Below are 15,517 nucleotides of genomic sequence, written 5' to 3' on the forward strand. Positions count from 1 at the left end.
CCTTAATTTTTAGAGATTTTCTATTTTTTAAGAGAAATACATGCAACCAGCAAGCGTTGATAACCAGCACAAATCCCCCAAACCACTTTACTTAGACACAAATTTTCAAATTATTTGTGCAGTATCTCTGATGGCAGTTATGGGGGTTTCTAGCATTACTCCAGCTTTTCCCAAGCTAGCTAATGCTTTAAATGTCAATCCCAAAAATTTGGGATTACTCGTCACAGCATTTACATTCCCTGCTGTCATTTTAGGACCAGCGATCGGTGTCCTTGCCGATCGCTTGGGTAGAAAAAAAATTATCGTTCCTTCTCTGTCTTTATTTGCCATTGCAGGCACTGCTTGTGCATTTGCCCGTGATTTTAACCTTTTGCTTTTACTGCGTTTCTTACAAGGAATAGGTGCAGCTTCTTTGCTATCTCTTAGTATTACCTTAATTGGAGATTTGTACGCAACAGATAGGCGCACGACGGCAATGGGTTACAATGCCAGTGTTACTAGTATCGGTACAGCAAGTTATCCCATAATCGGTGGAGCGCTGGCAACGTTGGGTTGGTACTACCCTTTTACACTACCTATAGTAGCTATTCCGATTGGGTTACTGGTGTTATTTGTGTTAAAGAATCCAGAACCTCAGGGAGAAAGAAACCTGAAAGAGTATCTAAAAAATGCTTTGCACGCTTTACAAAATCGAAAATTAGCTGGGCTTTTTATTGGTAGTGCTGCTAACTTTATTCTTCTTTACGGAGCCTATGTCACTTATTTACCCCAATTGATTAGTGACACTTTTAAAGCACCTGCTTTCGCAATTGGTTTGTTGCTATCCAGTGTTTCCATTGCCATTACAATTACATCATCACAATTAGGGAGATTATCTAGAAGATTTCATACAACAACTTTAATTAGGGCGTCGTTTATTTTGTACGCTTTAGCTCTCTTGACGATTCCCCTAATACCAAATATCTGGTTACTGTTAATTCCTACTACAATCTTTGGAATCGGTTTGGGAATTGGTGCTCCCAGTATCCAAACTCGTTTAACAGAAGTTGCACCCAAACAATATCTAGCTACTATTCTATCTGTCAACGGAACATTTTTTGGATTGGGTCAAACCCTTGGACCTCTACTGATGCTTCTGGCTTTCAGCTTTGGAGGTATCAATAGTGTCTTTTATACTGGCGCGGGTTTTGCACTTTTAACTCTTGTAGTATTTAGGTATTGCACTTGTTTATGATTAATAAGGTGTAGGATTTAAACAACCTCATACTAAGGAGAGCAGAAATGAGCGATTATGAGTTCAACAACCAACTCACCTTGGAAACAAGAGCCGAAGAACTAGGGAAAAAAGCAATGGCACTTGGTCTGATACCTAATTTTGCTATCCATTATTTCCCTGATGCTTGGATATTTTACATTCCCTGTGACAACCAATCTGAACCTTTCACACCAGAGGAAGCGTACCTCCATTTGAAAAGGCTGGTTGAACACTAGAGCGGAAATGGATTTGAAAAACTCAATACGGATTACCCACAATTAAATGGCGCAAGCCCTTATTTTTTCCTTGTTATGGAAAAATTCCGATCGCCACCAACCTAGTGTCTGAGGGTTATTAACTAGCTAGTGTTTTGCTAATATTTGCTCACGTTGCTTCCAGGAAGCTAACATAAGTAGATGGGTTTATAGCCTTCTTCTCAAAAAAGAAACTTTGTTTGGTGTTAAATTGATTTCCGAGGCTGCTGTCAAGAAAGAAAAACCATATGGTTAAGTCTGATAGATTACAGCGAGACAAGAGCGATCGCCTTTTTGAGGATTTGCGCTTTAGTCTGGTGGCTTCCATCGTCTTGCACTCTATTCTGTTTTTCGTAGCCAATCACTGGCTTCAAACGACTTCCGAGCAAAAGCTTTCCCAACCAATTCCAATAGAGTATATTGAAGTTCCTCCCGATAAGACAAAGATACCCCCAAAAACCCCAACACGAGCTACTAGAGATTCTGTCGCAGGTGGTCAAGCAAAACCTGACAGACCTGTTTCTACTGCTAAGTCAACATCACCATCTGAACCCAAAACCCCTGCATCTAGTTCTCAAGATTTTTCTGGTTCTCAACCAGCAGAGGTACTACAAGCACCTAACCCTCGGAGAATTGCTCCTGCTCCTGCTACTACACCAAAAGTATCTCAACCCGACCAACAGGAAGTTACTTCTAATACAGTCACAGAATCAAAACTTCAACCCTTCCAAACAGAGGAGACTTTAGATACTACAACACCAACAACCGAATCACAACCAGCAGATGTAGCTCCCGATACAACAGCACTGACAGACAAACTCAGACAATCGGCTATTGGTCGCCGCACGACTACAACACCAACAACCGAATCACAACCAACGAATATCGCTCCCGATACAACAGCACTGACAAACAAACTCAGACAGTCAACGCTTACCCGTCGCATCACAAGACCAGCGACACCCAAACCGCAACCAACAGATGTAGCTCCCGATACAACAGCACTGACAAACAAACTCAGACAGTCAACGCTTACCCGTCGCATCACAAGACCAGCGACACCACGCGATCGCGCTTTGTCCTTTGTTATTGGTAGGTTGGGTTGAGGGACGAAACCCAACATAATCGGTCATAGGTCATTTGTCCTTTGTCATTGGTAAAAACCCAAAATGACGAGACGCGATCGCGCTTTGTCCTTTGTTATTGGTAGGTTGGGTTGAGGGACGAAACCCAACATAATCGGTCATAGGTCATAGGTCATTTGTCCTTTGTCATTGGTAGGTTGGGTTGAACAACGAAACCTAATACATGAGATGCGATTTGCAGCTATGCCGTAGCAAAGCTATCGCTCTTTCCCCTAAAATTTAAATCCCCCTCAGGAAAAACTTGAGGGGGAGATTAACATAAATCTTTTATAAATAAAAAGTTAGATATCAAGCTCACAAACAAACCTTGTTTGGTTGAACCTAGTCTTAACTATAGATATAAAAAATGAAGAAGTTGTGAAGGTTGAAAATTCAGTATTTCTACGCGATTGGCTTGGTTCCTTGCTTGGGTTGTTGTAGAGGCTAATTGACATCCTCCCACGGCTAAAAGCACGTGGGATTCCCAGAATCACTTCTGAGATTTCCTCTTTCTACGACCCGACTTATTCTTTTGAGTTTCCTCACCAGAACAGAGGTCGATGTCTCCAGAGGCGATTAACGTTCCCGTGTGCCCCACGGTACGGAGTCCTATCTCAAGGATGTTGCGGGAAGCATTGTGGTCTCTATCTTGGACGTGTCCACAATGAGGACAGACGTGAGTCCGTGTAGAAAGAGTCTTTTTGACGACTTGCCCACAGTTTGAGCAATTCTGAGATGTCCCGTGTGGTGGCACTGCAACAGTTGCCACACCAAAGACTCTCCCAAAATACTCAACCCATTCTCTAAACTGCGTCCATGCAGCATCGCTGATACTTTTGGCAAGATGATGATTCTTCACCATGTTCCGAACCGCCAAGTCTTCATAGGCTACCAAGTCGTGAGACAGGACTACGCACCTTGCAGCCTTGACCGCAAAGTCTTGACGTTGCCTACTTACCTTTAAGTGCTTTCTTGCCAATCTATTTCTTGCCTTTGCACGATTTTTAGAACCTTTTTTAGTTCTAGATAGTTGTCGTTGAAGGCGTTTTAATTTCTTTTCGGACTTACGTAGATGGCGTGGATTTTCAACTGTCTGACCTTCACTGTCAGTGTAGAAATGAGTTAAACCCACATCCAAACCAATAGTTTTACCAGTTGGTGTACGTTTCTCTAATCGATCTTGGTCGAGACAAAATTGTGCATAATACCCATCAGCTCGACGTACAACACGCACTCTTTTAATTTGCTTTAACTGATAGAAATGTAGGTCACGAGTGCCCCACATTTTAAAAGTTCCTGCTTTGAAGCCATCAGTAAATGTGATGTGTCTTCTATCTTCTGAAAGCTTCCAACCAGTCGTTTTGTACTCAACAGAGCCATGAGTCCGATGTTTTTTGAACTGTGGATAACCTTTCTTTCCAGGCTTCTGACGAGTGCAATTATCAAAAAACCGAGAAATTGCACTCCACGCACGTTCGCCAGAAGCTTGCCTTGCCATTGAGTTTAACTTACGTGCAAACTCAAACTGCTGTCCAAGGATTGCTGTATATGCACTAATTTCATTCTTTCCAACGCCACGATTATCCATCCAGTACCTGAGGCACGAGTTACGAATGAAACGTGCTGTACGAATAGCTTCGTCCAATAAACTATATTGCTCGTTCGTTCCTTCTAACTTGGCTTCAAATACTAACATGGATAACCTCACCTCCCGGTCTGTAAATCTTACTGCATTTAGTATAGCATAAACTTTCTTTGACAATCCCAATTCCAGATAAATCACACAAAGCACTTTTAAGTGCTACGCATTCATGAGCGAAAATGCGGTTCGCTCGTTGCCTCCCGCATTATTCGCGTCCCACACGGCTAAAGCGCGTGGGCTTTCTGCTTTAACTGTTGTAAGTTTTGCCAGCGTTCTGCTCATTGAGCGCGAGAAGCTTCATCTATGTTTTGAGCCTCTCGCCGAACTTTAAACTGACGCTAAGGATTGCGGTTTTTAGCTCATCAAGGAGTAACCTTTTCTCGTTATATAGCCCTCGTCCAAACTTATCTTCGGTTGAACAGCTCAATGTCTTGTTAATTCTATCAGGCGCTGGTGATGAAGGAATGGGGCTACAATCCTTACCTTCAGTGGAACAAGATGCGAGCTTCCATTCTTATACTTACTGCCATCAACTGCTTCTGTGATGGTCACAATCGCCTCAGAAGGTGCAACGTTATCATCAGCATTTCACGCTTTTTTACTACCATCAACTGCTTCCACTTTACTGCCATTGCCTGGGTAAAGTGACAGCTACCAATAGGGGAAAAAATAACTCTGTTTCTATTAATTCCACTTCTCAATTGAGAAGTGACATTGCCCGTATCGCACAGCAAGACACTAGCCTCAACTAGTTTCCATTAATTCCACTTCTCGGGTGAGAAGTGACCCCTCCAATTTAAACCCTTACCCTGTCTGGTGTCCAGATGCCATTTGCGAGGGGGTCTGAGAGGAGAGGTGTTTTTCATTGGAACAAGGGGGGTAAAAAACGCTGAAACTCTTACTAGGAAGGAGATCGGTCGGGTCAACGAGAGAATAAGCCTTTCCAGGTTTTGCCGACCCTGTCGCTTGAGAGTGCGACGCATGGTCTGATAGATACAGTGATGCTCTGGAAGCAGTTAAACAAGTGAATCAGCTATTTTTTGTAACTTCTTATACAAGTTTTCCTTTTTGTATGGAAGATTAAGAAGATTAATAGCATTTAAAAATGGTTGTTTAACATAGTTCTTGTATGCTTCTCTAATATTATAAACTGGTTGCTTTTGATAGCCCAATAAGTATTCAATAACATTTGTATCATCCATTCCTCTCAAATTGTGTATGTATTGGTTACGAAGGTCTTGATTATTATTCCTCCTATCATTACAATAATATTTCAATAAATTCCAAGCTTCAAATTTAGGCTCTAGATTTTGCAACCAATGCAGAAATACTGAATTTGTCCTGGTTCCTTGAAACTCCTCAACATTTCCTATTCTTTCAAGAGGAATTTTTATGGTTTGTAAAGCTTTTTGTTTCACTGTTACGTTATCAAAATGAATTGATTGATTTAGAAATAAGCCGAGGGGAACCCAATTCACTAGCTCTGAAACTTGGTAAGAGGAACCCTTTAAAGTAATAGTTTCATTAATCAATGCTATTTTTGATAAAATGGCTACCTTTAAAAAAGTTTCTTGAGCAGCAGAAAGCAGGGTTATACCTTGGATATAATTTTGTTGATTGAAGAAAAATCCGATAAGGTCAAGGGTATCTACAATACGTTGAGTGGCTTGGGGTATTTCAAAATCTTGGTTACTATCTACTCCACTACTATGGAGATTGAAGAAATTAACAAGCTGGTGGAGTTCAGCAAGGGCATTTTCATCTATTCTGTCTATACCTTCTAATACTTTTACGGCAGCACCAGGAAATCCCCCTACAACTAATTGCTTGGCTTTTTGTATTTGTATACCTCGCCAATATTTAGAACTTTCAATAACTTCTGGTTCTGATTGTTGCTCGTAATTGTCATCGAAAAACTTATTGCTAAGTAAAAATTCAACTTTTTTAAATTGAGCTAAACTGACAAATTGTACGGCAGAGGATATGGCTGGAGTTCCAGATTGGTGACTGACATACACGGTTTTAACAGGGTTGTATTCTAGCTCGTGTAAGGTTTGCTTTACAAGTGAAAGTGTCTCATCCCAATGGTCAATGCCTTTCCCAGATTGTGGTTCTAAAGACTTAAATTCTAACTGGCAGTGAAAATGTTTTTTTAAGTACCAATTTAGTATAGGTTTAAGCGTGCAGGTGTCCTGCCAATACGGGCATTGTTCGTAAATTCTTTTTTCTTCAGAGAATATTTGAGTTTGGTCTGTGAGAAGAATAATAATCTTTTCAGGTTTATTTTTGTTTGTAAAATACTTCTGATAAGTCTCGAAAAGTGGGAATTTTAAATCTGATTTATAATCATCCTCTGACTGATTTTCATAAACTCGACCTAAAACCCTAGCTGGTACCGTGTAACCAGCTTCTTTATCATGTGGGTCTATTGGTATGGGAGAAGAAAACTGATTGCATTCTAAATCATCTACAACTTCACCATAGAACCTGCCCCAATTTTTATCGTGTTTAAGCCGGATGTCGCTATTACCAGTTGTTACAATCCAAATAGTCATAGTTATTCTCCCCAAAGCTTGGTAAATGTTTTACTGGTTTCTAAAAAATTTAAAAAGTCCTGAGTTATTTCATCCGATCCATCGGGAAAAATGGTGAGCAATTCTACATAGGATTCCTGCTTTTTTCGCTTCATTTCTCCATCAGGTGTGAGAATATAGCGAGGATACATACGATGCCAGATACAACCAATTTGGCTCATTTTGCCTGTGAGATTGGAACCTTTAATTGACTTGGTTCCTTGGTAAGGACCGTGAAACCACCTGACTGCTTCGCTATCTTCTTCATCTTCAGCAAGACGACCCCATACTTGCACTTTTTTTGGATGCCATGTTTCTCGCCAGCTGCTATCGGTACTAATTGCTTTTATTCCTTTGAATTTCAGCCAATTGTTTACGCTTGTGCAAACATTATCCAGAATGTTAGTAATATGGCTTAAGTTCTTGACTGGAAAATAATATTTTGTTGATTTACCGATAAATTGCCAATGGCAACCTATCATTGGTTTATTATTTAGGTATTCCGGAAAAAATATGCTGTGGTCAATCCTTCGCCATGACTTACCAAAACCACCTAGCAGCATGGCAAATCTCAAAATATGAGTGACCAGGTTCTTCAATTCTTTCTTGTATTCATCTGAGACTTGACCCATGCACAGGATACTCAGGGTTCCTTTTTTTAAGTCATAGGTAGGCATGGTTATCCCTCTACCATACCTATACTCATCGACTTCTAAATCGATCGCATGAAAAGCAATCCCTAAATGTCCGACAACAGCCCCATTTTTCCCAGCGAATCCTCCCCAAAGTTCTCTGGTTAAATCCTCAGCGGTATTCTCGTCGGTTACACCACTAAACAACCGCAGGGTATGACCGCGCAATGCTGCTTTAAACATATTGGGGCGAAACTCACCCGTTTTATCGAATAATTGAGACGCCAATCCTTGTCCTGACAGGTCTACACTGAAAAGTTTAGTTTCTAGATGCTTGATGGGTTGACCGTAACCAGCACTCACTCTAGAACCAAGTCCCCTTTCTATGGCTTTTTCCCAGATACTCCAGATAGTGTCCCATTCACTCTCTTCGAGTTTTTCTGTACTGGAAATCCCAAAGACTAAAGTAGGTTGGTACAGGGATATCTGAATTTTAGCTGCAGGTTTTTCCCTATTTTTGACTTGCCAATTCTGTTGTGGGTGAACGACATCAACCAAAGGTTCTTCACCCCAAGTTGCATCTTTGGGATACCCACCGTGAAAACGCAGAATTCCCGGTAACATATCGCTTGCGGATTCTCCACCGCAGTATCTTTTCCCCTGTTGGGAAGTGCAAGCCCGCAAGAAAGCACCTTTCATGCTTGCTCCCGGATAATACGGAAACCCCTTAGCTGCAATGACTGGTCGAATAATGTCTTGGTCTTGTCCGCTGTTAGAGACAAAGCGCCAAGTGATTTTGTATTCTCTGGTTTTCACATTTGAACTAAATCGCGGCGCTTGAGTTGCAGCTCCTTCAACCCATTCATCAACCCATCTCTCCGCTTGGTCTGGATTTCCTACGTATTGAATTTGACCGCGACCTTGGACTTGCGCTTGAAACATCAAAGGAACTTCATTACTCCTCATCAGAACCTCCAGATTTCTTGTAGCGCTGAGTCCACCAGACCAGACTGTCGCAGAATTGAGTCAGCACGGCTATACAGATTCGTTGGTCTTCTATAGGAAGATCCCAGAGTTTGGCTGCAACTTCTTGAATTTGCTTGGTGTCGTTATTTTTGACATCTTCCTTGGGGAGTTTAATTCCCCCTCTTTCCACGATTTTGACAAAACTCTTCCAAGTATCGCGCCAGTATTCTCCTTTGTCGTTTTCTTTGCGATCGCTTTTTCCAAGTAAGCGCAGTTGTTCACCCCAAAAACGCTCTAAACCGTAAGCAACAGTGGCTCGCATTTTATGAGACTGACCGATGACACCCTCTTTATTACGGTGTGCGAGAACTAAACGTTGTGCTTCTCGGTCTAAGTTATATGATTCCCAACTCATGGCTAGACCCCTTTTAAAGTTAAATGACAGTGACCAAAGCCTATGGATTCCAATCCACCAAGGTAAATATCTGTATTTGCATTGCTACCAAATGGTTCCCACTTTTTACCCGATTTGTCATCCTTCAGCGCTATGGGGAAGACTAAGATTGTGCCTTCTGGCAAAGCTTCTGTATTAAAAAACCCCGGACCATCAACAACTTTTTGGTCGGCTTTCAATCTGACACGGCTCTGACGGTATAATGCCATGTCGTGAATCATAGATATATCACTATCTCCTACGACCACCGCTGGCATTTCTTTTCCTGTAGGAAACCAAGGTGATAAGTCTGCGGTTTTATTAATGGTCAAGAAACCCAAGTTGAAGAATAGAGTTTTTTTGCCTTGAGATTCTCGTGCTTTTAAATTTCTTGAGCCCGTGTATGGTTCGGGGATGTCTATCTCTTTGAGTCCCTTGTTATTGACTTTGACAGAATCTCCAGCTATGCGTTGGTAGCGTTTGAGTAAATGCGGACAACTAACCCAAACAATCGGTTGTCCGGGACAAAAAACAGGTAGCCACAGGATGGAAGCGTATTCAAATTTGACAATAGACTCGTTATTTATTTCTGACTGTTCTGACACTACTGAATTTCCATACCAGTAATTTGCATCGTTTTCTCCGTGTTCGAGGCGCATTTGCGATCGCAGACGACCCCGCAAGGAACTACCCGGAACAATACCCGTTTGGGTAAACTGGTCGCGGAAAATCAGGTTTAAATTACCGCTTTCTTCTCCGGCTGTTGCACCTACATGTAGCGGTGCTAAAGTTTCAATGATGCCATACGCTTTTTTGTACATTATGCAACTCCTTGAATTTCTATTGGCAAACACAGACCACATCCCACACGTTTGAGGCTGTAACCCTCATTGGGAAACCATTCTTCCTCCCAGTCCCACCAAGGCTTATTTAAAGGTTCTTCCAGAACGCAGACACTACCAGCCGGGACTGCATAACGCCCCCTTCCCAATTGTCCTTGAGCACGATAACGGTAAGGTAGAGGTTTATCAGTTAGCATCTGCACCGTTTTAGGGAAGCGATCGTGTTGTGGGTAGCGGTGGGAAAAACGAGTGGAACCCCAAACGCCTGGTGCAATTAAGGCAAAGGTGCGCTTAATCGGTTTATTGAAAAGCTCTAATACTTTCTTTCTTGCAATCTCTTCGCACTCTATCTCTACAATGTGATTTTCTCCCCCAAACCGATACCAACCGTTTTCAAGAGGGTAAGTAGAGAGATAGACCAAACAAGTCTCTTCTGACATTTGTACTGAGTTTTCCAGAAATAACCCGTCTGAGCCTTCAACACACCGTTCTGATTCTTTAATCTTGGGATGAAGAAAAGGGACGAATTTCCAGGGATGATCGGAGATGGATTTATTATCTTTGAGGGCTTTAGGGGGATGTCCCCAAGAAGTTATGGTTTGCCATCGGTAATCTGGTTCTAATTTCTCGTCCTGCTTTTGACGGTGCCATTCCCCATCTTTTAAAATCCACTCATCTATCCCTTTTTTAGCAATGATTTTATTCCAAGAAATTGGCACAAAGAAATCTTGCTTGTCATGGCATTTTGCCCAAAACGGACCGGAGACGAATAAGTTTTTCCTCAATTCCTCTTGTGAAAACTGTTTTTTAGTTTTGTTAACACTAAAAAATAATCCTGATAGGGTAGATGCTTCTGGAGGAAACTTCGAGCCAGAAAGCCCGACTAAATTCTCTGTTGAAAGAAAAGCACCGAAACTTCCATACATGAATCCCAAAGGATTAATGCTAATTAAGTATTTAAACATAAATGCCAGCCTACATGAATTAAGTCACTCATCCAATCTATTGTGGCTTTTGCTCTTTCATAACCATCGTCATCATCGCTAAATCCAACTATGTACTTTGCAAATTCATATTCACTCAATTTTTTGCCTTCCCCAGGAAAGTAAATATCAAAGAATTCTTGAATAAATTTTTCTTCATAAGTTTTTTTATCAGTATTAAAAGCTCTGCGGGCTTGTAACTGGGCTAAATCATTATAAATATGGCTCCAGTTCTTTTGACCTTCTCGGTCTTGATATTTGCTTAATATATCCAAGTAATCCCAAGGACAAGTCCATTGAACATATTGCCCGCTGTTAAATACAATTCTGATAGTAACTCGGTTCCTTCCTAAAGATTTTGCAACTTTCTCTGCTTGACGACAATGTTGCAACACATCTCGTTGAGGTACGCTATGACCAGCCCAAACAAATCCAACGCTTACAGTGATTTTCCGCCCGTGTTCTTGCCATTTTTGAGGAAATTTCATTAACCAGGTAAGTACATCTTGTGTTTTGATAGGCTCTTTTTCTTTCTCAGAAAAAATGGCTCCTAAAAAATCATCACCTCCTGCATAAACAATTCTTCCTAATTCTTTGGGGAATTCATCGCTGAACTTTTTACCCCAATCGCGCATGGCTTCACTAAATTCTTTAATTCCACCATCCTTTTCTTGAGCAAGTTTCTTAAGGTGGTCTCCAACTTTATCGCCATCCCCCATAAACCAGCCAGTCCAACGTCCTTCTCCTTGTTGGTGTTTAACTTCTGGTCTCCGATAAATCTCCTGAAATCCTTCTTCAAGACCGGACATACCAACTGTTTCGGAAATATCCTGTCTAGTTACCAGTCGTTTGACTAGTTCAGGTATGCTTAATTTCTCCTCAGGAGATAGAAATTTGCCTTTTGGCTTGCTATTTAATGGTAAATTTTCTAATAAGCAAGAAAGTTGTTCATAAAATGTTTTAATATCATTTTTTTCTACCGTCCAATTGCGATGATTGGGGTTTCTTTGTTCTGCACCTAATCCCGGAAATGCGATCGCATCTGTACCGGTCAGACTAGAACTTTCTCCAATCCAATTAACACCAGTCCATCCACGGGAGAGTTTGCGAGTTTCTAAATCATCCATTGCTGCTTGGATACTTTCCCCAGTTCCCCAAAAGATTTCCCAAGCGTAGTTTCCCCAGTTTGTCCACTCCCTCTCCCAGTGATATTCATATATAGGTAAATTCTTCTCTATCCAGTAGCGACATTCTTTCAATATGGTTTTCCATGCAGACAGTAAAGTTTCCCTAGCGTCTTTCTCGGAAAATTCTCCTTTGATCAAAATCCGGTTGGGCATCCCTTTTTCAACACTGGGGAGTCCAGGAGAAATGACTTCAATATGAGGTTGTTGATTAGCAGCATCAACTATTTTTTTACTTAGATGAGAGAGAATTAAAGATGCTCCATACAAATCTCGGAGTTTGCGGGATTTCTCAATAAATCCTTGGACAGGGGCAAAGGTAATGGCAGTATACTTGAACGCAGTCATACTATTGGTAATATGCACGTTTGTCATAATAAATGCTGTAACGTTAGACTAGCCTCAGTAAATCCACGTCTAAAAAATAAATCTTATTATCACTTAACAATTGTGGGCAGTCATGATTTCTGTCTAAGCTTTAGTCAGTGCCTGCTGTTGTTTCTATCTTGGCTCAAAAATCTAAAATGTAAATGGCTTCTGATGCGAATGACGAAATTTTCTCAGGCTTGTCACCAGTTGTAAGGGCGAACAACCGTATGCCTCCTTCGTCGGCAAGCTACGCTAACGCCCCTACGGACGTACTTCATTTACCTTGAAAAATGCTGTATCTAGTTCTTCTATCCTTGCTGTTGCCCTGACATTTTACACGTTCTCAATCAAGGGAAGGTGGTCAGTGCCTACCCTACTATGAGGAGAGAGGCTTTAAAACCCCCATTCCCTCTCAGGGAAGGGGGGCAGGGGGGTTAGGTCGATAAGATGTGTGATATTTTGCCATTGCTGCCAGCAAATCGTCGTTCGCTTGACAAATCTAGACGAAACAAGACAACCTTTTTAAAATCAACACATCCTCACATACTCATCACCCCATGTCCAAATCTCCTATCTGTCACTTTCTCATTGGTATTCCTGGTAGCGGTAAATCGACCTTGACTGCACAGTTAGCGAAACTGGGTAACTATTGCGTTGTTTCTACTGACGCAATTCGCGAACAACTGTATGGTGATGCCAGTATCCAAGGAGAATGGTCAGAGGTAGAGAAAAATGCTATCTCGCAGATTGTAAGTGCGATCGCATCTGGCAAAGCTGTGATTTATGATGCTACAAACGCCAAACGTGCGTGGCGGATGGCATTGCTGTTAAAGTTAAGTGCTTGTCATCAGGAAGGACAAGGGGATGATGAGAAAAACTTTCCCCCTCTTCCCTCCTCCACATCTCCCACCTGGATTGGCTGGTATTTACAAACCCCCATTGAAACTTGCTTGGCGTGGAACGAACAACGGGATAGGAAAGTTCCAAATGTCGTGATTGAGGCAATGTATAAGTCCCTGCAAGACTTCCCTCCCATAGCAGCGGAAGGTTTTGCAGTGGTTAATTCTATCGATCCCTCATCTCCTGGGTTCGACGTTGAACACATCAAACTTCAATTGAAAGGTCTTTCCCGCAGCCTCATCAACCGAACCAACCGCAATCGTCACGTTAAGTTACATTCCTACAGCAAGCTTCTGGACTTTGAACGTTTGATGCACCTGATTTCTTTGATTATCCGCTATCCGGGAATCGGGAATTTGCAAGCAACTGACCCGAGTGTGGTGGAAAAGATTTTTGGCATAGTTCCCGAATTTGCAAGTTCTGTAGAAGAATTCAGCGCTTTTATGGAGAGGTTGTGCGGGAAGATATACTCAGATAAAAACGCCATCGCATCTGATTTACGTTGGTTGGAGCAAAATAGTCTAATTGGTGTCAACACCATCCCCGCCTCTCCCCTTCTCCCCTTGTCTGTTGCTTCCCATCTCCCTTCCTCTCCATTCCCCACTCACTCCTACTCGGATTTAGACACCTTTACACGTCTGGTGCAAACAATTCGCTTCATTCTGCATCATCCATATTTGCAAAATTCCGGGCAGAGTAGTTTAAAAACTTTGGCGATCGCACTGAGGGACAATGGAATTATTGACGGTGATGGCATAGATACTGTCCGTAAGGATATTGAGAAGGTACTAAAGCCGTATAAGATATTACCTAATTTCCCCCTGCGAGATGGCTACTTTGCAGGGACGGCGATATTATCACAATCAGAACTCATGGAAGTTTTTGGTGTTCTTCAGTCCCAAGCGAAAAGTCTTGAAGACCCAGTTGCATTGGAGATTTATGAGACATTTGCTGACCGCATGGCAAGGAGTAAACTGGGATTTGCTGAGGTCTATCCGGTACGGGGAATTGGCAATCGCTGTATCGTTAACCCGGACTTTCTGCCAAAAGATGCCCTTTCTAGAAATTTACACTATTTAGAGGAGGCGATCGCAAACGGACAACTCTTGGAATTAAACCGCTTCCCTGGTGGTGGAAAGTTTGTCGGTGATGAGGAAGGGTTTTTCTGTGCGTTTCCTCTGCAAATTGTGTTTTATAACTTGGCGTGGTACTTGGGTTATGAATGCCAAGGTGGGAAAAATTCTGGATTGTTTCGTTTTGAACGCTTGGATAGATTGTTTATGGGTCAGCCTCAAACAACAGTACGCCTAAGACGGGAACAAGAAAAGTCTTTGCAGAAGTTACAGCAGTTATTTACAGCCAGTGCGGGAATTTTTTTAGGGTGTACTGTCAGTGACCAGCATCAATTTCTTAGCAAGAACAAACAAGAACGTGAAAAGGTTTGTCTAACAGTGGAATTGTGGTTTAATGATAGTACATTTCGCTTTGTCGCAGAGGGCACAAAAAGATATTCTGCCAACCAAATGAAGATGTCTTTACCTGGAGAACGCAGCAAATTAACTCTGCCAAAGTCAATGTTTTGCCTCAAACAAACAGGCGATCGTTACTTTCCCAATCGTTTTCAAGTTGTATTACCTAAATGGTCTTTAAATGATGTGGATTTTTTCCGTTGGATAGTTGGCTTCGGGGGAAATGTTAAGGTAATACAACCACAGGAATTGTTGGATAAGGTTAAGGGAATTGGTGAGGCGATTGTTCGGGTTTATCAGGATTAGCAAATCGTGATATGGATTGCAATTGACAAAAGCTTATACCATTGTACGCAAAAGATAATACAAATCATAATGTAGAGACGCTTCAAACAGCGCGTCTTTACAAAATTTGTATGTATGCCGATTATCGTGAAAAAATATTACAGGAATTTTCGAGTACATAGACCATATTGTAGTCACGCAATACCTTACTCCCTTAGACACTGGTACTAACAGAAGCTGGTGATTACATTTTATATATCAATACGGTTCAAATAACACCAAAATCCGGAGCGATAACACAACGTAGAGACGCGCCATGGCGCGTCTCTACATACGTGATTTTTTACACATTAACCTTAACTGAACTGTATTGTTTTATATATGGCAATTTGGCAACAACTCTACTATAGAGAAAAGTATTGTATTCTTCAATCGGTCTTACGTAAAGACACGCGAACTTTCAGTACTGAGTCAGGTAAACCAGGCTTCAACTAAACCTAAGTTTTTGCTGAAGCCTCCAAATTGAATTCGGAGGTTGCTTTCTTTCAGATTTATTCAATATATAGAACAGTTGTCATCTATGCCGTCAATCAAAATCAATCATGA

The 15,517-nt window shown here is 41.6% G+C and carries 11 protein-coding genes; 4 read left to right on the forward strand and 7 right to left on the reverse strand.

The features are described 5' to 3' along the window. Positions 1-40 precede the first annotated feature (40 nt). The 3 genes from ACYRY3_RS32930 (at position 41) to ACYRY3_RS32940 (ending at position 2,615) form a co-directional block, all read left to right on the forward strand. Positions 41-1,234, forward strand: coding sequence for an MFS transporter (locus tag ACYRY3_RS32930; protein ID WP_460205873.1), 1,194 nt, complete (start codon positions 41-43; stop codon positions 1,232-1,234). Between the two features lie 47 nt (positions 1,235-1,281). Further along, a complete protein-coding gene (locus ACYRY3_RS32935) occupies positions 1,282-1,491 on the forward strand; it encodes a hypothetical protein (RefSeq protein WP_460205874.1) in 210 nt (69 codons plus the stop codon). Between the two features lie 266 nt (positions 1,492-1,757). Beyond that, positions 1,758-2,615 (forward strand): hypothetical protein, encoded by an 858-nt coding sequence (locus ACYRY3_RS32940; RefSeq protein WP_460205875.1) that lies wholly within the window; start codon positions 1,758-1,760, stop codon positions 2,613-2,615. 508 nt (positions 2,616-3,123) lie between these two features. Here ACYRY3_RS32940 and ACYRY3_RS32945 read toward each other — a convergent pair. The 7 genes from ACYRY3_RS32945 to ACYRY3_RS32975 form a co-directional block, all read right to left on the reverse strand. Continuing rightward, positions 3,124-4,329: an RNA-guided endonuclease InsQ/TnpB family protein gene (locus ACYRY3_RS32945; RefSeq protein WP_460205876.1), complete on the reverse strand. Its 1,206-nt coding sequence runs from the start codon at positions 4,327-4,329 to the stop codon at positions 3,124-3,126. A gap of 962 nt (positions 4,330-5,291) precedes the next feature. Then, entirely contained in the window at positions 5,292-6,830 is a 1,539-nt protein-coding gene (locus tag ACYRY3_RS32950) for a hypothetical protein (RefSeq protein WP_460205877.1), read from the reverse strand. A 2-nt stretch (positions 6,831-6,832) separates the two neighbouring features. After that, positions 6,833-8,449, reverse strand: coding sequence for a hypothetical protein (locus ACYRY3_RS32955; protein WP_460205977.1), 1,617 nt, complete (start codon positions 8,447-8,449; stop codon positions 6,833-6,835). Beyond that, entirely contained in the window at positions 8,436-8,861 is a 426-nt protein-coding gene (locus ACYRY3_RS32960; RefSeq protein WP_460205878.1) for a hypothetical protein, read from the reverse strand. Before ACYRY3_RS32960 ends, ACYRY3_RS32955 begins: the two co-directional genes overlap by 14 nt. Before the next feature lie 2 nt (positions 8,862-8,863). Beyond that, positions 8,864-9,700, reverse strand: coding sequence for a type III-B CRISPR module RAMP protein Cmr4 (cmr4, locus tag ACYRY3_RS32965; protein WP_460205879.1), 837 nt, complete (start codon positions 9,698-9,700; stop codon positions 8,864-8,866). Beyond that, a complete protein-coding gene (locus ACYRY3_RS32970; protein ID WP_460205880.1) occupies positions 9,700-10,686 on the reverse strand; it encodes a CRISPR-associated protein in 987 nt (328 codons plus the stop codon). The genes cmr4 and ACYRY3_RS32970 overlap by 1 nt, the downstream gene beginning before the upstream one ends. Beyond that, a complete protein-coding gene (locus ACYRY3_RS32975; protein WP_460205881.1) occupies positions 10,671-12,263 on the reverse strand; it encodes a Cas10/Cmr2 second palm domain-containing protein in 1,593 nt (530 codons plus the stop codon). Before ACYRY3_RS32975 ends, ACYRY3_RS32970 begins: the two co-directional genes overlap by 16 nt. A 551-nt stretch (positions 12,264-12,814) precedes the next feature. On the opposite strand from ACYRY3_RS32975, the gene ACYRY3_RS32980 reads away from it, so the two are divergent. Beyond that, the gene (locus ACYRY3_RS32980; RefSeq protein WP_460205882.1) at positions 12,815-14,932 is read left to right on the forward strand and encodes an AAA family ATPase; all 2,118 of its coding nucleotides are present in this window, start codon (positions 12,815-12,817) and stop codon (positions 14,930-14,932) included. Positions 14,933-15,517: the final 585 nt, after the last annotated feature.

The organism is Scytonema sp. NUACC21 (genome assembly GCF_054684315.1).